The sequence below is a fragment of the Rhodococcus sp. KB6 genome (assembly GCF_001445685.1).
GTDB classification, from domain to species: Bacteria; Actinomycetota; Actinomycetes; order Mycobacteriales; family Mycobacteriaceae; genus Rhodococcus_F; species Rhodococcus_F qingshengii.
The window spans coordinates 116,117-141,270 of sequence record NZ_LNAK01000154.1 but is presented as its reverse complement, the minus strand read 5'-3'; the positions used below and the strand labels follow the sequence as shown (position 1 = coordinate 141,270).

General features: G+C 62.2%; 23 protein-coding genes. 15 read left to right on the top strand and 8 right to left on the bottom strand.

Features of this window, described 5'->3' with window-relative positions; all coding sequences use genetic code 11:
- Positions 1–26: 26 nt before the first annotated feature.
- Positions 27–440, top strand: a complete 414-nt coding sequence (locus ASU23_RS28110) for an HIT family protein (RefSeq protein ID WP_042920316.1) — start codon at positions 27–29, stop codon at positions 438–440.
- A 55-nt stretch (positions 441–495) separates the two neighbouring features.
- Positions 496–1,884, top strand: a complete 1,389-nt coding sequence (locus ASU23_RS28105) for a DUF1254 domain-containing protein (RefSeq protein ID WP_058039304.1) — start codon at positions 496–498, stop codon at positions 1,882–1,884.
- A gap of 13 nt (positions 1,885–1,897) precedes the next feature.
- Here ASU23_RS28105 and fes read toward each other — a convergent pair whose 3' ends face one another.
- Positions 1,898–3,133 (bottom strand): enterochelin esterase, encoded by a 1,236-nt coding sequence (gene fes / locus ASU23_RS28100; protein ID WP_058039303.1) that lies wholly within the window; start codon positions 3,131–3,133, stop codon positions 1,898–1,900.
- Positions 3,134–3,187: 54 nt separating this feature from the next.
- Here fes and fepB point away from each other — a divergent pair, with 54 nt between their 5' ends.
- The 3 genes from fepB (at position 3,188) to ASU23_RS28085 (ending at position 6,279) form a co-directional block, all read left to right on the top strand.
- Positions 3,188–4,195 carry a Fe2+-enterobactin ABC transporter substrate-binding protein gene (gene fepB, locus ASU23_RS28095; RefSeq protein WP_003945515.1) on the top strand — a complete coding sequence of 336 codons (1,008 nt, stop codon included), beginning with the start codon at positions 3,188–3,190 and terminating at the stop codon, positions 4,193–4,195.
- A 111-nt stretch (positions 4,196–4,306) separates the two neighbouring features.
- Positions 4,307–5,620 carry a sensor histidine kinase gene (locus tag ASU23_RS28090; RefSeq protein ID WP_003945842.1) on the top strand — a complete coding sequence of 438 codons (1,314 nt, stop codon included), beginning with the start codon at positions 4,307–4,309 and terminating at the stop codon, positions 5,618–5,620.
- Positions 5,617–6,279, top strand: a complete 663-nt coding sequence (locus ASU23_RS28085) for a response regulator transcription factor (RefSeq protein ID WP_003945911.1) — start codon at positions 5,617–5,619, stop codon at positions 6,277–6,279. The genes ASU23_RS28090 and ASU23_RS28085 overlap by 4 nt, the downstream gene beginning before the upstream one ends.
- 96 nt (positions 6,280–6,375) lie before the next feature.
- On the opposite strand, the gene ASU23_RS28080 is transcribed toward ASU23_RS28085, so the two are convergent.
- The gene (locus ASU23_RS28080) at positions 6,376–7,308 is read right to left on the bottom strand and encodes a tyrosine-protein phosphatase (protein WP_054188017.1); all 933 of its coding nucleotides are present in this window, start codon (positions 7,306–7,308) and stop codon (positions 6,376–6,378) included.
- 250 nt (positions 7,309–7,558) lie between these two features.
- Here ASU23_RS28080 and ASU23_RS28075 point away from each other — a divergent pair, with 250 nt between their 5' ends.
- The 3 genes from ASU23_RS28075 (at position 7,559) to ASU23_RS28065 (ending at position 11,753) form a co-directional block, all read left to right on the top strand.
- Complete coding sequence (locus tag ASU23_RS28075; protein ID WP_082654873.1) at positions 7,559–8,593, top strand: ABC transporter substrate-binding protein; 1,035 nt, start codon at positions 7,559–7,561, stop codon at positions 8,591–8,593.
- A gap of 155 nt (positions 8,594–8,748) precedes the next feature.
- Positions 8,749–9,642 (top strand): phosphoribosylaminoimidazolesuccinocarboxamide synthase, encoded by an 894-nt coding sequence (locus tag ASU23_RS28070; RefSeq protein WP_003945463.1) that lies wholly within the window; start codon positions 8,749–8,751, stop codon positions 9,640–9,642.
- Positions 9,639–11,753 carry a S9 family peptidase gene (locus tag ASU23_RS28065; protein WP_058039169.1) on the top strand — a complete coding sequence of 705 codons (2,115 nt, stop codon included), beginning with the start codon at positions 9,639–9,641 and terminating at the stop codon, positions 11,751–11,753. The genes ASU23_RS28070 and ASU23_RS28065 overlap by 4 nt, the downstream gene beginning before the upstream one ends.
- A gap of 44 nt (positions 11,754–11,797) precedes the next feature.
- Here ASU23_RS28065 and ASU23_RS28060 read toward each other — a convergent pair whose 3' ends face one another.
- Positions 11,798–12,487 carry a response regulator gene (locus ASU23_RS28060; protein ID WP_003945570.1) on the bottom strand — a complete coding sequence of 230 codons (690 nt, stop codon included), beginning with the start codon at positions 12,485–12,487 and terminating at the stop codon, positions 11,798–11,800.
- Positions 12,484–14,070 (bottom strand): sensor histidine kinase, encoded by a 1,587-nt coding sequence (locus tag ASU23_RS28055; protein ID WP_058039168.1) that lies wholly within the window; start codon positions 14,068–14,070, stop codon positions 12,484–12,486. Before ASU23_RS28055 ends, ASU23_RS28060 begins: the two co-directional genes overlap by 4 nt.
- A gap of 119 nt (positions 14,071–14,189) precedes the next feature.
- Here ASU23_RS28055 and ASU23_RS28050 point away from each other — a divergent pair, with 119 nt between their 5' ends.
- Positions 14,190–15,602 carry a C4-dicarboxylate transporter DctA gene (locus ASU23_RS28050; RefSeq protein ID WP_007734438.1) on the top strand — a complete coding sequence of 471 codons (1,413 nt, stop codon included), beginning with the start codon at positions 14,190–14,192 and terminating at the stop codon, positions 15,600–15,602.
- 128 nt (positions 15,603–15,730) lie between these two features.
- Here ASU23_RS28050 and ASU23_RS28045 read toward each other — a convergent pair whose 3' ends face one another.
- The 3 genes from ASU23_RS28045 to ASU23_RS28035 form a co-directional block, all read right to left on the bottom strand.
- Positions 15,731–16,954 carry an acyl-CoA dehydrogenase family protein gene (locus ASU23_RS28045; RefSeq protein ID WP_054188015.1) on the bottom strand — a complete coding sequence of 408 codons (1,224 nt, stop codon included), beginning with the start codon at positions 16,952–16,954 and terminating at the stop codon, positions 15,731–15,733.
- The gene (locus ASU23_RS28040; RefSeq protein ID WP_058039167.1) at positions 16,951–18,228 is read right to left on the bottom strand and encodes an acyl-CoA dehydrogenase family protein; all 1,278 of its coding nucleotides are present in this window, start codon (positions 18,226–18,228) and stop codon (positions 16,951–16,953) included. The genes ASU23_RS28045 and ASU23_RS28040 overlap by 4 nt, the downstream gene beginning before the upstream one ends.
- 125 nt (positions 18,229–18,353) lie before the next feature.
- A complete protein-coding gene (locus ASU23_RS28035; protein ID WP_232329985.1) occupies positions 18,354–19,178 on the bottom strand; it encodes a sucrase ferredoxin in 825 nt (274 codons plus the stop codon).
- Positions 19,179–19,455: 277 nt separating this feature from the next.
- On the opposite strand from ASU23_RS28035, the gene ASU23_RS28030 reads away from it, so the two are divergent.
- The 4 genes from ASU23_RS28030 (at position 19,456) to ASU23_RS28015 (ending at position 23,345) form a co-directional block, all read left to right on the top strand.
- Complete coding sequence (locus ASU23_RS28030) at positions 19,456–20,394, top strand: ABC transporter substrate-binding protein (protein ID WP_042452648.1); 939 nt, start codon at positions 19,456–19,458, stop codon at positions 20,392–20,394.
- A 47-nt stretch (positions 20,395–20,441) separates the two neighbouring features.
- Positions 20,442–20,939 (top strand): glutathione peroxidase, encoded by a 498-nt coding sequence (locus ASU23_RS28025; protein ID WP_003945816.1) that lies wholly within the window; start codon positions 20,442–20,444, stop codon positions 20,937–20,939.
- Positions 20,940–21,033: 94 nt separating this feature from the next.
- Positions 21,034–21,738: a DUF2334 domain-containing protein gene (locus ASU23_RS28020; RefSeq protein WP_007734443.1), complete on the top strand. Its 705-nt coding sequence runs from the start codon at positions 21,034–21,036 to the stop codon at positions 21,736–21,738.
- A gap of 227 nt (positions 21,739–21,965) precedes the next feature.
- The gene (locus ASU23_RS28015; RefSeq protein WP_058039165.1) at positions 21,966–23,345 is read left to right on the top strand and encodes an Ig-like domain-containing protein; all 1,380 of its coding nucleotides are present in this window, start codon (positions 21,966–21,968) and stop codon (positions 23,343–23,345) included.
- An 8-nt stretch (positions 23,346–23,353) separates the two neighbouring features.
- Here the strand turns inward: ASU23_RS28015 and ASU23_RS28010 are convergent, their stop codons facing one another.
- Positions 23,354–24,001, bottom strand: a complete 648-nt coding sequence (locus ASU23_RS28010) for an MBL fold metallo-hydrolase (protein WP_054781003.1) — start codon at positions 23,999–24,001, stop codon at positions 23,354–23,356.
- A gap of 165 nt (positions 24,002–24,166) precedes the next feature.
- Here ASU23_RS28010 and purS point away from each other — a divergent pair, with 165 nt between their 5' ends.
- The gene (gene purS / locus ASU23_RS28005; RefSeq protein ID WP_003945817.1) at positions 24,167–24,406 is read left to right on the top strand and encodes a phosphoribosylformylglycinamidine synthase subunit PurS; all 240 of its coding nucleotides are present in this window, start codon (positions 24,167–24,169) and stop codon (positions 24,404–24,406) included.
- On the top strand, positions 24,403–25,080 hold the full coding sequence (gene purQ, locus ASU23_RS28000) for a phosphoribosylformylglycinamidine synthase subunit PurQ (protein ID WP_003945887.1): 678 nt from the start codon (positions 24,403–24,405) through the stop codon (positions 25,078–25,080). The genes purS and purQ overlap by 4 nt, the downstream gene beginning before the upstream one ends.
- Positions 25,081–25,154: the final 74 nt, after the last annotated feature.

The following is a 25,154-nucleotide window of genomic DNA, read 5'->3' as shown; positions in this document are numbered from 1 at the left end:
GAAAAGGCGCACAGGGGCCGGAGACCATGGACTGCATCTTCTGTTCCATCATCGCCGGTGAGGCCGAGGCCAGCGTCGTCTACGACGACGCGAATGTCCTTGCCTTCATGGATATTCGGCCGTTCACATCCGGCCATCTCCTGGTCGTGCCGAAGCGCCACGCCAGTGGATTGTCCACGCTCGATCCCGACGACGGTGCCAGGATCTTCGCCGTCGCGCAGAAGATCGCCGCGGCGATGCGTACCGGATCTCTCCCCGTCGACGGAGTGAATCTGCACCTCTCCGACGGAGCTGTTGCGGGGCAGGAAGTCTTCCATGTTCATCTGCATGTCATTCCGCGAAATCGCGGCGACGGCTTCGGCCTGCGCGCCCTACCTCGCACGCCCAATCGGACAATCCTCGACAGCACGGCTGCCGTCATTCGAGGCGCACTGAACTAGAGGTTCACCCGGTGTGGGTGATTCGCGCCGAGGTTTCTCCCAGCACCATCTGGGTATGGCCGACATCGAACTGACGTATTCCTCCGGACTTGTCCCGAGGGACGGAGAGCTTCCCGCTCGCGAAACCATCGCAACGGTCTTCGACGAGCTCGACTTCCAAACAGCAGTGCAGGCGTACTTGTGGGCCATACCCATCGTGTCCTGGGCTCAGTGGATGGACGTGCATACCAACATCTTCGGAGCAACTGCCTCCGATATCGTCGTCTACCGCTCATATCGTGACCGACTAGGCCTGATCACCGCCAACGCGACGACTCCGTACATCTTGAACTTTTTCGATCTCGGTGCAACGGGGCCGTTGGTGATCGAATTGCCGCCAGGGCCGACCGCCGGGGGCATCGCAGATTTCTGGCAACGAGAATTCGCGGTGCTCGGTGAGATGGGCCCCGATGCAGGCAAGGGTGGCAAGACCCTGGTAGTCGGCCCAGGTCAGAGTGTCGAGGACACAGGTGATTACACCGTTGTCCACTCCCCGATGATGCACATCATGTTCGGCTTCCGCACGCTCGATCCCGACCCGGCGCGCTCGGACGCGTTGGTCGACGCCGTCCGGGTGTACCCATACTCCGATCGTGAGAATCCGACTCCGACGCGTCTGGTCTCACCGGACGGCAAGCCCTGGAGCGGAATTCAGCCGCGAGACCTTCGATACTGGGAACTCCTGCACGACATCGTGCAGGACGAACCTGTCGAAGAGCGCGACCGCTTCCCGATGGCGTGGCTTCGGCAGCTGGGGATTGAGAAGGGCAAGCCCTTCGCCCCGGATGATCGAGTGAGAAAGATCTTGCAACGGGCCGTCGAAGTGGGGGAGGTGTTCGCCCAGGCGAATGCGTTCGTCAAACGCTTCCCCGGTTCGCGCTACTGGCCGGATCGCCAGTGGGACTTGGCGATTGTCCTGGACAACTCAGCTCAGCGAGGGGACAACTACGACGAGTTCTACGAACGCGCGTCGTGGTTCTACGAGGCGGTCACCTTCTCCGAGGCGATGAAGAGTACGACGCCCGGACTCGGGCAGGCGTATCTGGGTAGCTACGCCGACGCCGAGGGGCACTGGTTGGACGGAGGAAAGAGTTACACACTCCACGTACCCGCCGATGTCCCGGCAAAGTTGTTCTGGTCCGCGACGGTCTACTCGGTCGACACACGCTGCCTTGTCGACAACCAGCAGGGCCGAGGCGACCGTGGCTCGCGAGATCCCGATCTTGTTGTCAACGAGGACGGTTCGGTGGATCTCTACTACGGACCTACAACTCCGGTAGGGAAGGAACCCAATTGGGTTCAGACCATTGCGGGTCAGCACTGGTTCTCGTACTTCCGCTTCTACGGACCGCTCGAACCGTATTTCGATCGGACTTGGAAGCTTGGTGACATCGAGCCGGCCTAGAGCGTGGTCTGTCTCACGGACTGCCGATCAGTTCGACAACGGAGTCCAGAAGGACACTGCGCCAGCACAACCAGTCGTGGCCGCCGTCGAAGATCCGACACGACACTTGCGCTCCTGCGGCCTCCAGCGCCTGTGCGACCGCTGCGCTGTGCCCGACCATGTCGGACTCGTGCTTACCTACTTCGAGGACAACGCGTAAACCGTCCGGTACGCCGTCGCGCTCGATCCGTGCGGCTATGTCTCCACCCGGCGGGCCGTCTTCCCCGCGCTTCAAGCCGGTTGGCCACCAGAACGAACCGGACCCGCTGGCGACCAGCGCGAAGTGTTCGGGGAATTCGAGTGCTGCGAACATCGAAGCCAGGCCGCCGAAGCTCTGCCCCGAGACCACCGTTCGCGTTCGATCAGACGAGAAAGGTGTGACGGCGCGCACCTGCGGAAGCAGTTCGTCGACGACTGCACTCCAGTAGTCGCGGTTGCACGGCAATTCCTGCGAACGGCGTTGATTGTCAACGGAATCGATGGCCAGCAGAACGCAGGATTTCAGTTTGCCGGTCTGGACCGCACGATCGAAGGCGGCGCCTGCCGGCATGACCTCGGCCCAGTGACGCCCGTCGAGAAGTATCACGAGCGGCCGTTCTTCGAGCGGTGTCAATCCGTCGTCCACGGTCTCGTAGATCCACACCGGCCGCTCGAAGTCCAAAGTCGAACTAGCCCAGGTGAGCTGTACCGACTTCCTGAAAACTGGAGCATCCCAACCGAACTGGACCGGCGCCAAGGGCATCTCGGCGACGGAACGCCTTGTGTCCACACCTGCGGAAAGCGGATTGAGTGGGTCGGCAATTCGGTGCTCGAGCAACCCCAACCAGCGTGTGCGGCGGATCGAGTCTTCCTTGCCTGCTCCCGGATAGTCGAACTCGTCGACTACGGACTTCGGTACCGGGATGATGCTGTAACTGCTACGCCAGGTGTTCGAGACTTCGGCGGTGTAGAACCACACCGGACTGTCGCCGAGTCGCTGCATCACGCTGAGTTGTTCTGCGTGATGGTCGGTCAGCGAATTTGCATCCAGGTAAACGCGCTCGACCTCGGTCTCCTCGGGCTGACGCCAGAGGAACGTAACTCGAACAGTCTGTGTATCAACGCTTTCGATGATCGGCGTTCCTTGTTGCACTATCCGATTCCAGGACGTCTCGATGTCGGGCGAGGCTGCGAGGGTAGCGGACAATTCGGTCACCGCCTGAGTTAGCATGAGCACAGCCTAACCTAATTTGATGGGCTTTTGAATTCGAGGAGTGGTCCGCCAGTGGGCGTCACAATGAAAAAATCACGCACCCTGAAGGTGCTCTCCGCAGTCTTGGTAGCAGGGTTCGCCCTCGTCGGTTGTAGTTCTGCGGATGCCGATTCCGATGCTGACTCAGCTGCATCGCAGGGTAATTGGCCGCGTACCGTGGAAACGCCGAAGGGGCCGGTGGAGATCACGTCGAAGCCGGAGAGGATCGTCTCGACCAGTGTGACGCTGACGGGCACGCTGTTGTCGATCGACGCTCCGGTGGTGGCTACCGCATCGACGGGACCGAACACCGACGTCTCGGATGCGCAGGGGTTGTTCACACAGTGGGGCGACATAGCAGAAGAACGCGGACTTGCAGTGTTGCCGATGGGCGGTGCGAACGCGGAATCCGTTCTGGCGCAGAACCCGGACCTGATCGTCGTCTCGGCAACTGGAGGTGACTCCGTCGTCGATCTGTACGAACAGTTCACGGCCATCGCGCCGACAATCGTGGTGGACTACGGCGGAAGTAGTTGGCAGGAAGTCGCCGCTGTGCTGGGTAAGGCGACAGGTCTCGAAGACAACGCGGCGGCCACGGTCGCGAAGTTCGACAGCGCAGTAGAGGCCGCGAAGGCCAAGATCACACTTCCCCCGCAGCCGACCACCGCGCTCGTCTACTACGAGGACGGCAGCGGCGCCAATATCTGGACGCACGAGTCCGGGCAGGCGAAGTTGCTCACGGCGATGGGTTTCACGGTCGCCGACATTCCCGAGTCCGCGAAGAGCAGTGAATCCATGGGTAAGCGCAAGGACATCATTCAGGTCTCGGCGGAGAACCTCTACGACGGTATCGCGGGCAACACCCTGATCCTGGTCAGCGCCGACGACGGTGCGGTGAAAGCGGTCGAGGCACTTCCCCTGTTGGCCCAGCATCCTGCAATTCGTGACCACCATGTCTATGCCGTGGGTCTGGACACCTTCCGTCTCGACTACTACAGCGCAACCAACATGGTGAACCGGTTGGTCGAGCAGTTCAGCTGAGCCATAAGTACTAGGCCTTTCACCTTCAACTAGTGCTTTGGTAGGAGCCGGGAATCGAACATTCCCTTCACGTTCGCCGAATGTGGGACCAAGTGGTGCGCGCATGCCACCATGAACGTCAATCATCGGATGCGGAATGGGGAGTGGATGTTCGACTCGGCTGGTCAGAATGCCCCGGGGCAAGCCCTGGCATCGCGAGGGTGGGGACGTTTCAACCTGAACAACCCGGCCACGGCGGCCGTGATCGTCGGCCTGCTGAGTGTGCCGTGGGTGTTCGGTCTCGCCAGTCTCAAGACTGAACCCGAGACGAGCAATCGAGTGCTGAGCGATCCGGGAACCGTCGTCGGCATCATGGGTTTCCTGACGGTGTTGACCGTTGTGGCGTGTGCGCGCCGGCGGTACCCGATCGCGTACTACCTCCTGACGTTGGCAGGATCCGGCGGATTGATGCTCTTCCTCGGCAGTCGATCGCTGGGGGCCACGCCGCTTTTCTGGTTCGCGATCATGGCAGTGTCCATCCGAGTGACAGGCATGCGCCTGGTCGGACTGCTGGTCCTCGGAATGGCGATGGACGTGATCTTGGCGATGTATCTCACCGAACGGGACGGGCTGACGGTCGCCGAGGTTCAGGTGGGGGAGTTGCCTCACTTGTTCCTCGAACCGGCGGCAAACACCGTCACGAGTTTCCTGGTCGTCGCAGCCATGGGAAAGATTGTCGCGCGCCTGCGAAAACAAGCAGTGGAGAACAGTCAGGCAGTAGCGGATCTGCACCGGGACCGCGAACGCAAGATCGCGAATGCCGTTGTCGCCGAACGGCAGGACATGGCACGTGAACTGCACGACGTCGCTGCCCACCACATGACCGGCATGATCATCCAGGCTCGTGCCGCCGACAAGTTCTTCTCGAGCAATCCCGAACAAGCACAAGCCCTTCTGGGGGGCGTCATCGAGCAGGGTCAGCGGGCCCTCAACAGCTTGCGGCAGATCGTGGGGATACTTCGCCTGGGTGAGGAAGACCCCGATTTCCCGACGCCCATGGTCTCCGACATCGACGAGTTGGTGGACGACTGCAAGCGCACCATCTCGTCGATCTCGTTGGAGAAGGTCGGCCGCTTCGACGACCTGGACAGCGGAGTCCAGTTGACGTGTTACCGCATCGTGCAGGAGGCGTTGTCGAACGTCCTTCGCCATGCGCCGGGTAGCGAGTCCAAGGTGTGTCTGAGTCGAGAAGCCGGTGCGGTGAGGGTACGGGTGGTCAATACTCTCGGGAATGCTCGCCCGGCCTCCGACGGGCAAAACCTCGGAATTGTGGGAATGCGCGAACGCGCGACGCTCATGGGTGGTCAACTGGACGCCGGACCGAATTCGGAAGGTGAGTGGGCTGTGCAGGCACTGGTGCCGGTGAACGGGAGGATCAACGCATGATCGATGTCCTTATTGCAGACGACCAGCAGGTGGTACGGCAGGGGTTCGAGCTGTTTCTCTCCGGTCACCCCGAGATTCGCGTCGTCGGGCATGCCAAGACGGGAGTCGAGGCGTACGAGCAGGTGCGTGCACTGCGTCCGGACGTCGTGCTGATGGATATCCGAATGCCGCACGGCGACGGGTTGACTGCGACCCGGGAGGTCCTTGCCGAGTTTCCCGGGACCCGCGTCATCGTGATCACCACGTTCGATCTCGACGAGTACGTTTTCGAGGCGCTCGACAGCGGTGCCGCAGGGTTCTTGCTCAAAGACGCCGATCCCGAAGAGCTCTCGTCGGCAGTGTTGACCGTGGCCGAAGGTGGCTCGGTGCTCTCGCCGAGATTGACGTCGAGACTGATCGTGGAGTTCGCGAGGCGTAAGCCGGCACCGATGTCCACGGCGCGCTCCGGATCGGATCACGGTCTCAGTGCGCGTGAAATGGATGTGGTGCAGTTGCTGTCACAAGGCTTGGGAAACAACGACATCGCAGATTCCCTCAGCCTCGAACAGAGCACGGTGAAGTCGCACATCAGCAACATCTGCAAGAAGCTGCAGGTGCGTACCCGTGTGCAGATCGTCATCTGGGCGTACCGAAACAACGTGATCGCCGTATCGCGCTGACGCACGGGACGCTGCGGCGCATCCGCCGCGGCACGGGCAGAGAAGTACACGTGCCCCGGGTCCGATCCCTCGTCGAACCCGGGGCATCCGTGCCACTCAGCCCAGCAGTTTGGCTTTGAGCGTCATGACAGTCGCCGGGCTCAGACCCAGGCCCTCGGTCAGGTACCGATCGACCGACCCGTAGGTCTGGTCCAACTGGGCGAGACCGGCATCGAGATAGCTTGCCTCGACACCCAACAGAGGCTCCATGTTGACGGCCATCTGTTCGCCCAGGCTCGCCGCGATGCCCGCGCGCGTGGCCTTCATGCCTTCGGCTGTGTACTCGTTGGTCAGCAAGTAGTCGTTCATGATCACCGAGCGGTCGACACCGGCGATACTCAGCAGCAGAAACGACGTCCAGCCGGTGCGGTCTTTGCCTGCGGTGCAGTGGAAGACCTGTGCACCTTCGGTTTCCGCGAGACCCGTGAGCAACTGCGCGAACCCGGCTCGCTCCGTCGCTCCGGTGACGAAGGCGCGGTTCATGTCCTGCATCATCGATCGTGAGTCCTCGGGGGACTTGATCTTCGCGATCATCTCGGCGATGTTCCCGGACAGGATCGGAATGTTCTCGTACGCAACCCCGCCGGGCAAGACATCGGGCTTACTGGCGATCTCGGGTTCAGTGCGCAGATCGTAAACCTTTGTCAGTCCCAGCTTTTCGAGATTGCTCATGTCATCGCCCTTGGGCGTGATCGCGTTCGCGCGGTAGAAGACTCCCTTGTTCACGGGCAGGCCGAAAGTCCCCGAGTATCCGGCGCCGGTGCCTGCGACGTCGCGGAAATTGTCGATCCCGGTCAGCCGCGGCGCATCTGGGGTCTGCTCGGAACTGCCGAGGTTGCTGGATCCGAAATCCAGCGAGCCGAACAGCGGAGCCGAGGGGCCAGGTTCGGCCTGCGCGATCGAGGCGCCGAAACCGGTGATGAGAAAGCTACTGGTCAACGCAATGGCCGCGGCAGACCGTAGTGAGCAGGTACGGGTGGATCGGGACATGTGTGAGCCCTTCGTCGAGCGGAGAGAGTGGCGAGTCGATGATGTATCGCGAAGGCAAGGTAGCGAGTTCGCGTGTCCGATTCGAGAGGAATCTTGCTTTGCTCCCTCTCAGTGGGAGGCGTGCTGCTGTGAGAGTGGGCGGCTCGGGAGGCGCAGTTCATTCCTCGGGACCGTTGTTTGTGTAAAGGTCCAGTGCCCTGATATTGGTTAGCCTCACCAAATCAATTCCGGAGCAGTCCGGTGCGTTCAGATGGAGTTCAACATGCGGGTTCAAGGTCTGTCGCGGTTTCGCCGCGCAGTGGTGATCGGCGCAGCAGCTGCGCTGGCGGTCGGCGTCGCCGGCTGCAGCAACTCCGAGGAGGCGTCGTCCGAATCGTCGACGACAGCCGCGAGCTCGCCGACCCGTGTCTTCGAGGCGCAGAACGGATCCATCGAGATCCCGAGCGACCCGCAGCGGATCGTGGCCTGCGGATACGCAGTTCTGCCGCTGATTCAGGCGGGAGCGAACCTGGCAGCAGTATGCGAGTGGACCCGTGAACTCGGCAACATGGACGACAAGACCAAGGCCGCTTACGAAGCTCTGCCGAAGGTCGCGCCCGACGGCAACGTCTCCCAGCTCAACTACGAGGGAATCGTCGCTGCCGAGCCCGATCTGATCATCATGGGTGTTCCCGCTCGAGTCGAAAGCCAGCTGGACATGGCGCAGCTCGAGGCGGCCGCTCCCGTCGTCTTCCTGGGACCGACGGTTCCTGCTGATTGGCGAGTGCTGGGCGAGCAGTTCGCCGATGCCGCGAATGTCTCCGACAACTACGGCGAGTTCAAGGACGACTACGACGCCAAAACCGCCGAACTGGCCGCGAAGTACAAGGACAAGCTCGGCTCGCTGACCTTCGGCGGCGTGTGCAACGTCTGCAAGCCGGAAGCCGGCACCTTCTCACGCGAGTACGCGTCCTCGTACACGACCAATCTCTTCGACGGACTCGGACTGCAGTTCCCCGGCACCCCCGCAGACCCTGCCGACATCCACGTCGAACAGGTATCCATCGAGAAGATCGGTGAAAATCTCGGAAATGTCGACGTGATCGTCTACGGCCTCAATGCCGACGGCTCGATGTCGCCCCAGTTGCAGGAGCTGGTCAATTCCGAGCTGTGGAAGGAATTGCCCGCAGTGAAGGCCGGCAACGTCGTCCAGGTCCAGCATTCGCTGGCCGCGACCTATCAGACGGCCCTTCTGACGCTGGATTCGATCGACGAGGGCCTGTCGAAGCTGCCCGCAAACCAGTAGTTCATCGACTGTGACGGTGGCCTCTCGCCTGATGGCGAGGGGCCACCTGCATATCCGGATGAGCAGGGCGGACAGCTCTCCGAACGGCGAGGACGCTTACCTGTCCCGGCTACCGGGGTTCTGTACGAACTGCGAACGCCCGATAGGGTGACCGGGTGCGTCCTACACTTGATTCCTACACTCATCTGGCCGGTGGCAAGGTCCGTGACCTTTACACGATCGACGACGAGCATCTGCTGCTTGTCGCGAGTGATCGGATCTCGGCCTACGACCACGTGCTCAGCACACCGATCCCGGACAAGGGGCGCGTGCTCACCGCGATGAGCGTGTTCTTCTTCAACGTCCTCGGTGGCACCAACCACCTGGCCGGCGAGCCCGACGACGATCGTATCCCGGAAGAGGTTCTCGGCCGCGCTCTCGTGGTGCGCTCCCTCGACATGGTTCCCGTCGAATGCGTCGTTCGTGGCTTCCTCACCGGCTCCGGCTTGGTCGACTACAACAACACCGGCGCAGTGTGCGGCGTCGCGTTGCCCGAGGGCCTCGTCGAGGCGTCGCGTCTGCCCGACCCGATCTTCACCCCGGCGTCCAAGGCGGCTCTCGGGGATCACGACGAGAACATCAGCTTCGATCAGGTAGTGGAGAAGGTCGGCCAGAAGCTGGCAGTGCAGCTTCGTGAGGACACTCTCGACGTCTATGCCCGCGCCTCCAACTTCGCAGCGGATCGCGGAATCATCCTTGCCGACACCAAGCTCGAATTCGGTCTCGACTCCGCTGGAAACCTCGTGCTCGCCGACGAGGTGCTCACCCCCGACTCGTCGCGCTACTGGCCTCTCGAAGGCTACGAAGCGGGCAAGGTGCAGCCCAGTTTCGACAAGCAGTTCGTGCGCGACTGGCTCACGAGCCCTGAATCCGGCTGGGACCGTAGCTCGGACACGACACCGCCGCCGTTGCCGCAGGAGATCGTCGACGCGACCCGGGCACGCTACATCGAGGCGTACGAGCGCATTTCCGGTCTGTCCTTCGACGATTGGGTCGGTCCCAGCGCATGAGCCTGATCCCGCCGGTCGCAAAGAAGGTCCCCGCCGAACGTACCCATCACGGACATACGTTCGTCGATGACTACGAGTGGCTGCGGGACAAGGACAACGCCGAGGTAGTCGCATACCTCGAAGCCGAAAACGCGTACACCGACGAGCAGACGGCCGCGCTCGAGCCCTTGCGCGAGAAGATCTTCCAGGAGATCAAGTCGCGGACGCAGGAAACCGACATGTCGGTGCCCACGCGCATGGGTAAGTGGTGGTACTACTCGCGCAGCGTGGAAGGCAAGTCGTACACCGTCCAGTGCCGGTGCCCCATCGCCGGTGAAGATGACTGGACTCCGCCCGACCTGACGCCCGGCGTCGAGCTGGCCGACGAGCAGATCCTCATGGACGGTAACGTCGAAGCCGAAGGGCACGAGTTCTTTTCGCTCGGCGCGTTCTCCATCAGCGAGGACGGCACGTTGCTCGCGTACTCGGTGGACATCGTCGGCGACGAGCGGTACACCTTGCGGTTCAAGAACCTCGAGACCGGTGAGATGCTCGCCGACGAGATTCCCGATACCGCGCCTGGCGCCACCTGGGCGATCGACCACAGTCACGTCTTCTACATGACGGTCGACGACTCCTGGCGTCCGGACACGGTGTGGCGTCACAAGCTGGGAACGCCGCAGAGTCAAGATGTTTCGGTGTTCCACGAGCCCGACGAACGGTACTGGGTTTCGGTGGGGTCCACCCGCAGCGAGAAGTACCTGATGATCTGGGTCGGTTCCAAGGTGACCAGCGAAGGCTGGATGCTGGAATCGGCGAACCCGGAAGGCGACTTCCGCGTCATCATCCCGCGTCGCGAGGGCGTCGAGTACGGGGCCGAGCACGCCGTGATCGGGGGAGAGGACCGCTTCCTGATCCTCCACAACGACGTCGTCGACGGCATCAAGGCAGAGAACTTCGTGTTGGTGGAAGCTCCCGTGTCGGATCCGACGAACATGACGACGCTGATCGAGCACAGCGCAGACGTTCGTCTGGAAGAAGCCGAAGCCTTCGCCGGACACCTCGTCCTGAGTTACCGCCGCGAGGCGCTCACTCGGGTTGCCGTGTGGCCGTTGACGGATGACGGCTACGGCGAACGCCACGAAATCGACTTCGACGAAGAACTCTTCAGCATCGGCATGGGGTCCAACCCGGAATGGGCGCAGCCCACCATCCGGCTCGGATTCACCTCATTCATCACTCCCGGGCAGGTGTACGACTACTACGTCGCCAGTGGTGAACTGGCACTGCGTAAGTCGCAGCCCGTTCTCGGAGACTTCGATGCGAGTAACTACGAGCAGCGTCGCGACTGGGCAGTAGCCGACGACGGAACCCGCATTCCGCTCTCGATCGTGAGGCGCGTAGGTGCGCCGGAAGGTCCCGCGCCGCTGCTGTTGTACGGCTACGGTTCCTACGAGGCGAGCATCGACCCGTCGTTCTCGGTTGCCCGCTTGTCGTTGCTCGATCGCGGTGTCGTCTTCGTCGTCGCACACGTGCGCGGCGGCGGCGAGATGGGCCGTCACTGGTACGAAAACGGCAAGACGCTCACCAAGAAGAACACCTTCACCGATTTTGTCTCTTGCGCAAAGCATTTGATCGACACCGGTGTCACGTCGGCCGACCGGATGGTTGCCGACGGCGGTAGTGCGGGTGGACTGCTGATGGGCGCTGTCGCCAACCTCGCTCCGGAACTGTTTGCCGGCATTCTCGCCAATGTTCCGTTTGTCGACCCGTTGACGTCGATTCTCGATCCGTCGCTGCCGTTGACGGTCATCGAGTGGGACGAATGGGGAGATCCGCTGCACAACAAGGACGTCTACGACTACATGCGCTCGTACAGCCCGTACGAGAACGTGGAAGCCAAGGACTATCCCGCCATTCTTGCGATCACGAGCATCAACGACACCCGTGTTCTGTACGTGGAGCCGGCCAAGTGGGTCGCAAAACTGCGCGCCACCAAGACCGGTGATGCTCCGCTACTTCTCAAGACCGAGATGAGCGCCGGACACGGCGGTGTCAGCGGTCGCTACGAGAAGTGGAAAGAGGTCGCGTTCGAGTTCGCCTGGGTGCTGGACACCGTGGGTGCGAACTAGCTCCGGTGTCAATCGGGTTCGGTGACTGTCAGGTTCTGTGTCAATCAGGTTCTGCGGTAACGAACCTGAGGGCGCCCAGCGCGCCCGTACTCGGTCTCCCGGGTGAGCATGCCGTCGTCTGCCAGCTTTTCCAGGTAGCGCCAGGCTGTCACCCGGGACACGCCGACCGAGGCTGCCACCTCTGCAGCGGTCACGGGTCCCTCAGAATCCCGGACAGACGCTGCGACGAGTCCGAGTGTTTGAGACGCAAAGCCTTTCGGTGCCGCTGCTCGATCGTCGGACGTTCGTAGCGCAGACATCGCGCGGTCGATGTCGTGTTGACTGACCGCAGACTCTCCAGCGGGAAGCGCTGCACGATATTCGAGGTAGCGCTCGAGCTTGTCGCGGAATGCTGCGAAAGTGAACGGCTTGAGAAGATAGAGGACGATCCCGCGAGCCACGGCGCTTCGGACCACCTCCAGATCGCGCGCCGAGGTAACCGCGATGATGTCCGGACTGGGCCGCAAACCGCCCAGGGCGGAAGCCACGTCGAGACCGCTGGCGTCGGGCAACCCGATGTCGAGCAGGACCAGGTCGATGGGCTGGTCGGTGGCGTTGGCCGCCGTAACTGCACGCACGGCGGCGTTCCCGGAATGAACCACGCCGTGGACCACGAACTCCGGCACTCGCTCGACGTAGGAACGGTGCGCCTGCGCGATCAACGGTTCGTCGTCGACTATCAGTACACGGATCATCGCGGCGCTTCCGCCTCGCGCAGCGGGATGCGGACCACCAGCATGGAGCCCATCGCCGGTTCGCTGGTGAGCGTGCCGCCGTGCCGTTTCACCACTTGAGAGACGAGTGCGAGACCGAGTCCACGAGAGCCGGATTTTGTGGAGTAGCCACGGCCCTTGGCCTTTTCGAGTGCTTCGGGTGTCATTCCCGGGCCGCTGTCGGCGACGGCAACAACCATCATCGAATCCTCTTCCATTACCGTCACTTCCACCCACGGAGACTCGCTCGCGCGCGATGCGTCAATAGCATTGTCCACGAGATTGCCGACCAGCGTGACCAACTCGCGTGCATTGAGCGAAGGAACCGGACCGAGCGCGGTGTCTTCGGTGATGGTCAGGTCGACCCCGCGTTCGGTCGCTTCACTCATTTTCCCGAGCAGCAGTGCGGCGAGCGCCGGTTCGTGGACCGCATTCATCAGACGATCTATCAACTGTTGGGACACTCGCAATTCATTGGTGGCGAAGGCCACTGCGTCTTCGTTCCGGCCCAACTCGACCATCGTGATGATCGTGTGCAGACGATTTGCACTCTCGTGGGCTTGCGATCGAAGCGACTCGGCAAAACTGCGTACCGAATCCAATTCCCCGAGTACGTTCTGCAATTCGGTGTGATCGCGAATTGTCAGCACGGTGCCAATTCTGTTGCCCTCCCACTCAACCGGGTGTTGGTTGACCACCAGCACACGCTTGTCGGTGAGGTGCACTTGATCCTTCGCGGGAGAGGCGTCGTCGACTCGCATGGTCTCGGGGATGGACGAAAGTGGCACGGGCCCGTCCGGTAGATCGAGGAGGCGACGCGCTTCGTCGTTGACGATATCCACTCGCGCATCTCTGCTTCGGCCTCGCCCGATCACCACCAGACCCTCACCGATGCTGTGCAGGACGGCGTCGTGGTGTTCGTACATGGTGCGCAGTTCATCCGGCGCCATCCCCAGGGTCTGTCGCCGGATACGCCGACTCACCAGAAGTGAACTCAGGAGGGCGGCAAGAAGACCGCCGCCGGCAACGAACAGGATGACCGGAACACTTTGGGCGAACTGCTTGGTGATCTGCTCGCGGGTGACACCGGCAGAAACCAGACCGACCAAGGTTCCGCCGGAATCGTAGACAGGAGTGACTGCGCGGATCGACGGCCCCAGCGACCCGGCGTACGTCTCTGTGAAGGTCACGCCGGCAAGTGCGCGGTCGATGTTCCCGGTGAAGAGTTGACCGATCAGCTCCGGGCTCGTGTGGGTGAACCGAGTGCGATCAGGCGCCATCACCACGATGAAATCGACGCCGGTTGCCTGTCGGATCTTCTCGGTCTGTGGTTGCAGAATCGCGGTCGGGTCCGGACTCGTCAGGGCTGCCGCCGTCGAATCCGACAGGGCGAGAGTCTGCGCTATCGAGCTCACCTGCCTGCGGATCGCGTCGTCGCTGTCTCGGCGTTCGTCGACAACTGCGAGCGCGGCCCCCACACCGATGACCAGCGCCAACAACGCCAATTGCAGGAGCAGGATCTGCCTGGCGACGCTCATACGTCGGCCGGTCTTTCGTTCGACCATCGAGCGCCTCCTGAACGTAATGAACACAAACTTCCGGGCCCACCTGTTTGCAACAAGAATTCTCCACGACTCGAAGTGATCCCGATCACTTCACAGATATCCGATCCAAAGGACACCCCATGAGCAGCACGGCAACAGGGACAGTAGACGGTTCCCCACAGCCCGAGGGCACCAAGGCAAAGCGCGACAAGACGCATTGGCTCTACATGAGCGTCATCGTCGCGGTCATCGGCGGCATCCTCGTCGGTTGGCTCGCACCCGAGTTCGGTAAGTCCGTCGGTGTACTCGGCACGTTGTTCGTCAGCCTGATCAAGATGATGATCAGCCCGGTCATCTTCTGCACCATCGTGCTCGGCATCGGCTCGGTTCGAGCGGCGGCCAAGGTCGGCAAGGTCGGCGGCCTCGCACTCGCCTACTTCATCGGGATGTCCACCATCGCACTCGCGATCGGCCTGGGCGTCGGCAACCTGCTCAACCCGGGCAGTGGCCTGAACATCACGCCCAATGCGGCCTCCGTGGCCAAGCTTGCAGATCAGGCCCACAGCGCGGGCGGTACCTGGGACTTCATCGCGTCCATCATTCCGACGTCGATGCTGTCCTCCCTCACAGCCGGCAGCGTGCTGCAGACTCTGTTCGTCGCCCTTCTGGTCGGCTTCGCGATCCAGTCGCTCGGCAAGTCGGGTGAACCGATCCTCAAGGCCGTCGGATACATCCAGAAGCTCGTGTTCAAGATCCTGACGATGATCCTCTGGCTCGCCCCGATCGGTGCTTTCGGTGCCATCGCCAGCGTCGTCGGCCAGACCGGTTTGAACGCCGTCGTCCAGCTCGGCACGCTGATGATCGGCTTCTACCTGACCTGCCTGATTTTCGTCTTCGGTGTTCTCGGAACGCTGCTGCGCGCCGTCACCGGATTCAACATCTTCAAGCTGGTCAAGTACTTGGCCCGTGAGTACCTGCTCATCTTCGCCACGTCGTCCTCCGAATCGGCACTGCCGCGTCTGATCGCCAAGATGGAGCACGTAGGCGTCGAGCGCACCACGGTGGGCATCGTCGTTCCCACGGGCTACTCGTTCAATCTCGACGGCACCGCGATCTACCTGACGATGGCCTCGATCTTCATCGCCGACGCCATGGGACAGCCACTCGGTTTCGGTGAACAGCTCTCGCTGCTGGTGTTCATGATCATCGCCTCCAAGGGCGCTGCCGGAGTCAGCGGCGCCGGTCTGGCCACGCTGGCAGGCGGACTGCAGAGCCATCGCCCCGAGCTTCTCGACGGCGTCGGACTCATCGTCGGAATCGACCGCTTCATGTCGGAAGCGCGAGCGATCACCAACTTCTCGGGCAATGCGGTTGCGACTCTCCTGGTCGGCGCCTGGACCAAGACGATCGACAAGGAACGCGTCGTCGAGGTACTCGACGGGAAGATTCCGTTCAACGAAGCCACGATGCTCGACGACGAGGACGAAGAAGAGCAGCACAAGCTCGAAACGGCTCCGACCGGCACCAAACAGTCGTTCGTGAGCCATCACTAGAAACGTCCGCTCTGCTGAACGTTTGACTGCGCTGCAGGCGCGGAACCCGATCTACGATCAGTGATCCTGGTCGTAACGATGAAAGAGACCGCCGCACCAACCGTGCGACGGTCTCCTTCTGTTCGTGGCTAGGTGTACCAGGTCGGTTCGGGAATCTCGCCGGTCAGAAAACGACTACCGACTTCACGGCGCTTGTACGCGAGCGGATCGTGAAGGGTATGCGTCCGGATGTTGCGCCAGTAGATGTCCAGGCCGACGTCGTTGGACGTGGCTCGGGCACCGGTCAGTTCGAAGATCTTGTTGCTGATCTCCAAGGAGACGTCGGCGGCGCGAAGTTTTGCGGCCGCAATGCGTACGGCGAGGTCGCCGCGAGCCTGCTCGGTGAGGTTTTCGCGAGCGTCGTGGAGCACTGCGTCGGCCTCACGGCTGACCTGATCCACGAAGGCCTCCGCTGCCCACAGCTTGGATTGCAAGTCGCCGTAGCCCTCACGGAGGTACCACTCGTCGGTTGCGATTTCGCGGTTGTCACCGCCGTACGGCCATGGACGCGTACGGGTTCGGGTGTACTCGGCGGCAGTGTCCAGTGCGCCACGAGCGATCCCGAGGTAGAAGTTGGCGAACACGATCTCGATCGCCGGGAAGTTCAGGGTGTTGTAGACCAGAGGTTGGAATTCCTTGTCGACAAAGCCTGCCGCACTTGCCCAGTCGACCTCGACGTCGTTGATCTCGACACTGCCGGAATCGGTGAGGCGCTGCCCGAGATTGTCCCAATCACCGCGGAAGACTATGCCGTCCTGAGCAGTCGGCACGATTGCGAACACATGCGTCGCAGTTCCGTCGATGATTCCTTCGAGCACCGTGAGGTCGGTGACTCGGCCGCCGGTGGAAAACGACTTCACACCGTTGAACACCAGGGTGTCTCCGCGGTCCGCGACGGTGAGGTCGGTGTCTCGAGGGTTGACCGCGCCGCCGAAGAAGAATCGGTTGCTCGTGTACAGCTCCTCGACAGCGGAGATCTGCGGATCGGTTCCGACCAATCTGGCTGCCCATGCCCACAGATAGTGGTATCCGAGCAGTTGTCCGATGGAGCCGTCGGCGCGGGCGATCTCCCGAACCACCTTGTAGGCGGTCTCCCATCGCTGCCCGCCGCCGCCGAACTCGACCGGGCCCAGGAGCGTCACAAGACCACTGTCCTTGAGCAGCTGAACTTCTCGGAACGGTGGTTCGCCGGCTCGGTCGCGGGCGAGTGCGTCGGCGGCAAGGATGTTGCTCACCTCGCGAGCCCGGTCGATCCAGCCCTCGGATGTGTCGGGAACGCCGACGAAGACTTCGGTTTCACTGGTCACGGTCATGCCTGTTCATCCTTTTCGGTCGGTGCGGTCCCGATGGCCCACACGTAAATCGGTTCGGTTCCGTTGATTTCGTAGTCGCCGACAACTTTGGATTTGAAGACGACCGGATTGTGGCTGGCGACGGTGCGGGCGTTGCGCCAGAATCGATCGAGATCGAGGTCGCGGCTGACTCCGGAAGCACCGAGTGCGTCGAAGATCTTGGCCGTGGCCGGCACGACGAGTCCGATCGAGGCGACTTGCCCTCGCCCCGAATCGATTTCGGCTGCGATGTTGGCGGCCTTCTCTTCCTCCGGCGAGCCGGAGAATGCGGCTTCGTAAGCCCATTGGGACGACTGTGCTGCGTGCAGTGCAACGGCCTCGGCTGCAAAGGCTGCAGAGGACACCTCGCCGACAACTTGCTGGATCTGCGAATCCTGCGCGTATCTCGGAGCGTTGCCGTGACTGAAGGTTCGAGTGCGAGAGGCAACTCGACGAGAGATCTCGATCGTAGCAGCCTTGGCGATGCCGGCGAGAGTGGCGAGGTGGAACAATTGGTAGAACGCGGTCTGGTATTTGAATCGTGTCGAGAAGTCGAAGATGTTCTCCGGCTGTACAATTGCGTCCTCGTAGACGGACGAACCGGAGCCAGTCGTCTGCTGACCGAACCCGTTCCAATCGTCACTGTGTGTGACACCGGGTTGTCTCGCCTCGGCCGCCGCGATCACGAATGCGCCGGTGTCGGTGCGCTGCGAGTACAGGTCGATCCAGTCGGCGAAGATGGAACCCGTGCTGTAGAACTTTGCCCCGTTCGCCAGGAAATGGTCGGCATCGGGTGCGGGCGAGACCTTGGTATTGGCTTCGCCCAATGCAACGTCGCCGATTTCGGTCCACGCGTTGCCGACCAACTGTCCCTCCGCGAAGCGTCGGAGCCAGATGTCACGCTCCGGGCCTGGGTCGGCGACCAGTCGGTCTTCGACAAATGCGAAATGTCCGCGCAGGGCCTGGGTGATATTGGAATCGGCGCTCGACAGCTCGACTAGTAAGCGGATCAATTGCGGGATGCTCGCACCGGATCCACCGTGTGTTGTCGGCACCCGAACGGCGCCGAAGCCTGCATTCTTGAGTGCGTCGATCTGTTGGAAGGGAAGTACGTGATCGCGTTCGCGTTCGACGACGCCTTGTGCGATGTCCGCGAAGATCGGACGGAATTTCTCTGCCAGTGTTTCGTAGTCGACCTCACTTTTGATCGGATCAGCAGACCGGGGTACGGCATTCGGCGTCAGTGCGGTGGTCATGGGAAGAATGCAAGCTGTAAACACCAGGGGCGTCGATCCTTCATCGCGACCTGATTCGAAGTGTTGTCAGTCCGCGCAAATCTCGGTTCGATGGCCTGCCGGGCACTCTTGTCGAAATCGAGTGGTCAGTGGGGTTGCTCGTGAACGTGCTCGACGGTCCATCCGCTCCATTCGACGGTCCCTCCGGCACCACAATCATGTCGGAACGGCAGCCCTGGAGGACCGGAGCGAACGACGACGCGAAAGTCTCTCCCCTCCAACCGAAGATCGACAGTCGTGTGTTCTCCGTCGACACTCTCGCTGATGCTCTCGAGTGCGTCCGTGGCGACGATGTCGGTGGCGCGTCGGACAGCATGTTCGGCTGCCTGAGCGGCCTGTGACAGTGCCGCCCGGCCGCGCAGGTGCAGCAGCTCCAATTCTCCGGCTAGGTATTTCTCGGCAGCATCGATTGCGGAGTTGCCGTCCAGTCGGCTGAAATAGACTGCGGCAGGCCACGCAATCATGTTGGCCGCGAAACGATCTCCGCCGATGTGACTGCATTCCCACACATCTGCGATCTGTGCCGCGTTCAGCGCCGAAACGACCGGGCGGCCGAGTTCCGCGCAGCACGCATCCTTCTTTCCATGCGTGCAGACTGCGAAGAGCGGTTCCGTGCGGGAGCGGCCGAAGTCGGGTTCCGCTCCGGTGGCCATCGATTCGAACGGCAGTACCGACAGGTCCTCGTATCGGTCGACCGCCCCTTCCCGCATCCATTGGCGTGTGCCGTCCGTCCAGGCGAGTACACACGTCGGGGTGAGCACCCGGCGGTTGCGGGTCCGCCGGATCACCACGACACGGATACGGCCCTGCGCTGCGTAGATCTTTTCGGTGAGCGCGACGGGGAGAACGTCGTCAGGGGCGGACGCCGGCCAGGGGCCGGGATGCTCGATCAATACCCACAGATGTGTCATTCCGGCGCGACCGACCATAGGTTCGCCGGCGGTCGACGACTGCCGTGTACAGGCGTGAGGGCGTCGACTGGTTTGCGGATTGGCGACAAATTCCGAAAGGCACTGCATAGATCCTTTCCCCAGGACACCGTCGCTGTGGCAGGGGAGGGAAGACATGATGAGGCTCCAGTCTCGTAGGTTAGGCTCACCAGACTATTGGATGGTGAATCCTTTGCTCAGCCGCGGTGAATGCACGTGGCTGTGACGGTCGGAAGCAGTCGGTAACAGGAGTTTGTGAATGAAACGCAGTAACTCGCGGACGAAGTACATGCTGGGTGGTTTTGTCCTCGCCGCCATAGTGGCAACGACAACGGCGTGTGGCAGTGACGACAAGACGGATACCGGCAGTCAGTCTGCCGACACCGTGCACGCGGTCACCCACGCCCGTGGAACTACCGACGTACCGACGGATCCGCAGCGAGTTGTCGTGCTCGAGCCGGTTCAGCTCGACACGTCGGTAGCGCTGGGCGTGATTCCCGTGGGCACCGCGGTACTCAGCGAGACGACCGGCGTTCCGGCGTACCTCGGTGAGAAGGCGGCGGAGATCGAGATGGTCGGAACCGTCGCGGCACCGAACCTCGAGAAGATCGTCGCACTGAGCCCGGACCTGATCATCGGAACGGAATCGCGGCACGGTGATCTGTACGAGCAGCTCGCTGCCATCGCACCGACCGTCTACATGGCAACTCAGACCGATCCGTGGCAGGACAACGTCCAGTTCGTCGCAGAGGCGTTGAACAAGACCGATCAGGCAGGTGAACTGCTCGGTGACTACACGGCACGCTGCGAGGAAGTGGCGAGCAAGCACAGCACCGAGGGCAAGACCGCTCAGCTGATCCGCCCACGCGACGACGTTCTGACGCTGTACGGACCCACGTCGTTTGCCGGAAGCACTCTCGAATGTGCTGGACTCACGATTCCCGCACGCGACTGGGAGAACTCGATCTCGGTGGACCTCTCCCCGGAATTCGTCTCCGGAGCCAACGCCGACCTCATCCTGGTCACCTCCGCGAAACCGGCCGATGCCGGCACGATGCCGAAGGCCGTGGCCGACAACGCCGGATTCTTCCCGAACCCGCATCTGGTGGACATGTCCTACTGGATCACCGGCGTCGGACCGCTCGGCGGCCTCACCGTTCTGGACGACCTCGATCGCATTCTCGGAGCGTCGAATTAGCAGTGCGCGAAGGAGCAGTGCGTGAGAGAGTCGCTAAGTTGGAGCCTATGACAACTCCAGTACAGAACATCGCGATCAACACCCTCGGTGGCGTGCCCACCTCTTTGGGTGAATACGACGGCCGCGCCGTCCTCGTGGTCAACGTCGCGTCCAAGTGTGGACTGACCCCGCAGTACTCGGCGCTCGAGAAGCTGGCCAGCGAGTACGCCGATCGCGGTCTGACCGTGATCGGTATCCCGTGCAACCAGTTCATGGGGCAGGAACCGGGTACCGCCGAAGAGATCGAGACGTTCTGCTCCACTACCTACGGCGTCACGTTCCCGCTTCTCGAGAAGATCGAGGTGAACGGCGAAAACCAGCATCCGCTGTACGCCGAGCTCACCAAGGCGGCCGACGCCGAAGGCGCTGCGGGAGACATTCAGTGGAACTTCGAGAAGTTCCTGATCGGACCGGACGGCACCGTCGTCAACCGCTTCCGTCCGCGGACCGAGCCTGACGCACCCGAGGTTGTCGCCGCGATCGAAGCTGCGCTTCCCAAGAACTAGAGGTTTCCAAGAACCAGTAGGTGCGCTGAAAACTGCCGCCGGATGATCATCCGGCGGCAGTGTGCTGTTCACCCACAGCTGCCACTATCGGAGTATGTCCGCAGAACTGATCGTGTCGGTATCCGGAATCAGAGACGAGACATGTTATCTCGCTGCCGGATTCGCAGACGAGATGGACACTCGAGGTGTCCGCTTGTCGCTCCTGGTGGCGCCGCGACTGAAGGACAAATACCGACTGGCCGACGACGCGGTGACGACGGCTTGGCTGCGTGAGCGTCGCGAGCACGGCGATGCCATCGTTCTGCACGGCTACGACCAGGCCGCGACCAAGCGTCGCCGAGCCGAGTTCGCCACTCTGTCGAAGCACGAAGCGAAACTGCGACTACTCGCTGCGGACCGCGTTCTCGAGCATGCAGGCCTTCGGACCCGGGTGTTCGCACCGCCGCGCTGGGTGGCATCGCCCGGTGCCATGTCGGTGTTGCCGGAGACGGGCTTTCGCACGATGGCAGGCCTCGGGGCAGTACATGATCTGACCCGCGGAACCTTGCAACGGGGAAGGGTTTTCGGGATCGGCGAAGGCTTCAAGGCCGAGCCGTGGTGGTGTCGCGCATTGGTTCTCGGAGCCGGGCGTGCCGCCAAACGTGGGGGACTGGTCAGATTGTCGATCACGGCCAAGCAGTTGGGAAACGAGGGCCCACGTCAGGCCGTCCTCGACGCCGTCGACCTTGCCCTCTTCCACGAAGCCGACTCGCAGGTGTATCGGTGGAACTCCCCGTCTCAGGAGCTCGGCGCTGCCTGAATTCGGCAGTTGGCAACTATTTGATAGCTACGAGAACATGTCGTCTGTCCGGGTTGTCCGAGCGGGCAGACTCTTCGCGTTTCTCCACTTCCTTGCTGGTAGTAGTGCAGAGTGGGTCAAAATCGCATAAAACGGACGATTAATTAGAGCGCTGGGTCAGCCAACTCTCCCACTGCTAGAGTGCGTGCAGTTAATCTGCCGCTAGTAGATGGGATTGGGATCTCGCCATGCGCACGAGAGTGTTCTCCAAGTCGGTCGAGGGTCTTGTCGCCGTGGCTGTGGGCGCAGTCGTCTGTGCTGCGTTCGTTCCGGCGCTCGCGTCTGCCGCTCCGACCGGCGCGGTTCACATGCTGCCGACGGGCAGTGTCGACGGCGGGTCGAGCGGATCGAGCGGATCGAGCGATGGCGTCCGCACCGCAACCGTCGACGATGAAGGTGAGCAACTCACACTGCGCCTTCACAAGATGAACCTGCGGGGATCCGAGTTCTCGATGGCTGTGCAAGACAGCGACGGAGAGCTGACCGACGCGGTGATCCCGGCGCCCCGTTCGTACATCGGCAGCGTGGAAGGGCGTCCGGACGCAATCGTCTCGGCCATCGTCGACTCCGCCGGAACACTGCGCGGGCAGGTGATTTTCGATCGTGGTGTTTCGATAGAGTTCGTCGGATCCGAGGTGGTCGGTCGCAGCACGGCGCCGATCGACGCAAAACCCAAGTGGCCCACCGCGGCCATTGCGCCGGCCTCGGCCGCAAGGGTCGGCAAGACGGTCAAGCAGTTCGTGGTCGGACTGGACCTCAGTGGCGAGTGGTACTCCGCGCACGGCGCAGGCAGTGCCGCCGTCGCTCTGGATCGGGCCGAGGAATCAATGGCCCGCACCGCTGCCATCTGGATCAGAGACGTCGGGATTCGGCCGGTCCTCGGTCGAGTTGTCCTGCGGGCAGATTCCGCCGATGATCCGTACTCGAGCAGTTGTGAAAATCTCGAGCAGTTGGAAGATCTGTGGTCCGATCAGGTCGGGTCGAGTGTCGATCAGGCAACCGTCGTGTGCGCATCCGGTGGCGGAAATGCCTACTACTCGAAGTTCGAACTCGACCACAGCTACGCGCATGTCGGTGCCGAGTCCGACGGCAACTTCAGCCGCGTTCTCCGCCACGAGTTGGGCCACAACTTCTATGCCGACGACTACCACGGCGGCGGCGCCGAGGGATCGACCATCATGAACGGTAACGACCTCTCGCGCTTCGACGGCACCGAATTCGCTGCCATCGTCGATGCGGCGGAGGTTGCCTCGGCTCGACTCGACGACGTCGGTCGGTACACGGCAAGCCCGATCCCGCCGTACGCCGCACTCGACACCGCGCGGGTCCGCTCAGGCGGCACAGTCACCGTCGACGCCGTCGCGAATGATCATGACAGCAACGGAGATTCGATCAAAGTGACCGGCGTCGGGGCGACGTCACTTCTCGGTGGCACCGTGAAGCTCGAAAACGGCGAAGTGGTGTTCGAAGCCGGAACGAAGGCAGGCACCGACAGGATTCTCTACACACTCACCGACGCAGCCGGTGGCACGAGCACCGGCTGGATCATCGTCGATGTGAGTGCGTGAGAACCGAATCAGGCGACTTCGACGCTCGACTCCTCGTCGAGAACTCGGAACTCGGTGCCGTCGGCAGCCATTTCCGAGTAGCGACCGTAGAAGATGCCCGCGGCCTCGTCGCGGATGATCGCTTGATGAATGGGAACCGCAACGCGCGGCGCCACCGCGCGGAGGTAGTCGATGGCCTCCGAGATCTTGAGCCACGGTGCGGCGGCGGGGAGGGCGAGAACGTCGATCTTTTGTTCGGGGACGTAGAGGGAATCGCCGGGATGCATGAACCGTGCCGGGTTGGTGGCGTCACCGAGGAGGAACGCGGTGTTGTCGATCATCGGTAGGTCCGGATGGATGATTGCGTGCTCTCCGCCCGTTCCGGTCACCTCGACGTCGCCGATGCTGAACCGGTCGCCCGGCCGGACGCCGGTCCAGCGCCCACCGAGCTTTTCAGCCGTCTGCGGATCGCTGTAGAGCACGGCGTCGGGATTCGCTTCGGCCAGTTCGGGCAGCCGCGCAGGGTCGGCGTGATCGGGGTGTTGATGTGTCACGAGGATGGCGTCGAGGCCGGTGATGCCTTCGAATCCGTGCGAGAAGTTGCCGGGATCGAAGAGGATCTTCGAGCCGTTCAACTCCACGAGCACACAGGAATGGCCAAAATGTGTCAGTCGCATGATTTCGAGTATGCGCCGCCCCGAAGGGACTCGCAGGCGGGTTTCACAGGTGGTCGCCGTCACGCCCCGATCACTCGATGCGAACCATCTCGGGTCCGCCCGGTAAACTGGCCATCACCCGAGCGTTTCACTCCGGGTTCGCGCACTAGTACCGAGGAGCAGCACGTGGCCCGTGTCGTCGTCGAAGTCATGCCCAAGGCCGAGATTCTCGACCCCCAGGGACAGGCAATTGTCGGGGCACTGTCTCGCCTGGGCTTTGCAGGAGTATCCGATGTCCGTCAGGGCAAGCGGTTCGAGTTGGAGATCGACGGCAGTGTCGAAGACGCCGAACTCGAGAAGATCGCCGAAGGCCTGCTGGCCAACACGGTGATCGAGGATTGGACCGTCAGGCGAGTCGAGGCATGAGCGCACGTATCGGAGTAATCACTTTCCCCGGCACGCTCGACGACATCGACGCGGCGCGGGCAGTGAACCTGGCCGGCGGTGAAGCTGTCGAACTCTGGCACGGCGATGCAGACCTCAAGGGTGTCGACGCGGTCATCGTTCCCGGCGGATTCTCGTACGGCGATTACCTTCGTTGCGGCGCGATCGCACGTTTTGCTCCCGCGATGGGCAAGGTTGTGGAAGCAGCCAAGGGCGGCATGCCGGTCCTGGGCATCTGCAACGGTTTCCAGATCCTCTGCGAAGCAGGATTGCTGCCCGGTGCTCTGACCCGTAACCAGGGTCTGCACTTCATCTGCCGCGACGAGTGGTTGACGGTCGAAGCCAACAACACGGCGTGGTCCTCGCGATACGAGGCCGGCGCGCAGATCCTCATCCCCCTCAAGTCGGGTGAAGGTCGCTTCCAGGCGTCCGAGAAGGTTCTCGACGAACTCGAGGGCGAAGGCCGCGTCGTCTTCCGTTACTCGGAGGAGAACCCCAACGGCTCGCAGCGTCGTATCGCCGGCATCTCCTCGGCCAACGGCCGGGTCGTCGGTTTGATGCCGCACCCCGAGCACGCCACCGAGGCTCTCACCGGTCCCAGTGACGACGGATTGGGCTTGTTCTACTCGGCCCTCGACGCGATCGTCACTGCCTGATCGCCTGCTGATTTTCACCACTGAACGCCGACCGGAAATCCGGTCGGCGTTCAGTCGTATGTGGGCCCGGTACC